Genomic DNA, 1,331 nt, shown 5'->3' on the forward strand with positions numbered 1-1,331 from the left:
AAAAAAAAGGTTCTTCACGGATTTCCGGGAAACGCGGCTTTGATCTTCAGGAAGAAGAAGGCGCTATCCCGGTAGCCGTAGGCCATCCGCTTCATTACTTTGATGCGGTTGTTGATACCCTCGAGTTGGCCGGTGTGCATCGGCCAGCGTAATCTGGACACGATGCCGCGCCAGTATGGTCGGAGTTTGGCGGCGAACTTACGCAGCGCCTCGATACCGCTGTCTCGTGCCATGGCGAGCCAGTTACGCCAGGAGGCAAGCCACGACCTGGCACTGCCATGCTGCCATAGCTCTTTCAAACTGGCCTTCATGACGTAGACGGTCATCAAAGTCTGGTTCGCCGTGAGCAGTTCGTTGAGCGTGGTTCGCTGGTCGGGTGGCACGTTCTCCGGATTGCGCAGCAGGAGCCAGCGAGCTCGCTTCACGACCTTGCGTTGAGGGCGGTTGTCGCGCAGACGATTGGCCTCGTCGACACGTACGCGGTCGATTACTTCACGGCCGTACTTGGCGATGACGTGAAACAGATCGTAGACGACACGGGCGTTCGGACAGTGCTGCCGTACTTCCAGGTCGAATGCCGTGTTCATGTCCATCGCGACGGCTTCGATATTGGTACAACGCCGCACGCCAAGCCAGTCGAAAAACGGCCGGATCGCCTCACGGCTGCGACCTTCTCCAACCCAAAGGACGCGTCGGGTATCGGCATCCAGCACAACGGTTGCGTAACGATGGCCCTTGAAAAGGGCGAATTCATCCATCACAAGCCGCTTTGGCTGTGGCTCGGGCAGTGCGGCCAGTTGGCGTTCCAGCCGGGCGCGCTCGATCGTACGCACCGTTTCCCAATGCAGACCAGCGAGCTTGCAGACGTGAGCGACAGGCAGTTTTTCGCACCATCGACTCACGAAATCGGCCAGCGAGCGGGTTACTCGAGCGTGGCGATCAAGCCAGCTCACGCGCTCGGTTCGTGTGCCGCATTGTCCGCACCGAAGGCGCCTGATCGGTACTCGCAACCACACCGGTTGCCCGAACATCGGCAGCTCTCGAATATGCCTTACTCCTGCTTCGTGCACGCGATAGCAGTGATGGCCACACCCACTACAAACCATCGGAGCCGATGGACAGCGCCGCAGATCGATCCATATGGCGTCGGCACGCCGTTCCAATTTTGATGCGATGAAGCCTTCCCAGAACGGGAGCTCGAGATTATGATTCGTCATGAAAGCGGTAAGTTGAGTCAGGTTTTGTTGGTCGCACAACAAGTCTAACTCTTCTTTACCGCTTTCTTTGTTTACCGGTTACTTCCCGCTAATCCGTGAAGAACCAAAAAAAAG

General features: G+C 57.4%; 1 protein-coding gene. It reads right to left on the bottom strand.

The annotated features are described in order from the left end of the window. Positions 1–14 precede the first annotated feature (14 nt). The gene (locus ACEN88_RS31925) at positions 15–1,217 is read right to left on the bottom strand and encodes an ISL3 family transposase (RefSeq protein WP_413346200.1); all 1,203 of its coding nucleotides are present in this window, start codon (positions 1,215–1,217) and stop codon (positions 15–17) included. Positions 1,218–1,331 lie beyond the last annotated feature (114 nt).

The organism is Massilia sp. CT11-108, assembly GCF_047302915.1.
Classification (GTDB): domain Bacteria; phylum Pseudomonadota; class Gammaproteobacteria; order Burkholderiales; family Burkholderiaceae_D; genus Telluria; species Telluria orientalis.

What these genes read in the sequence shown, in the direction of transcription:
- ACEN88_RS31925 (WP_413346200.1), bottom strand. Translation starts at nt 1,217, where the DNA reads ATGACGAATCATAATCTCGAGCTCCCGTTCTGGGAAGGCTTCATCGCA.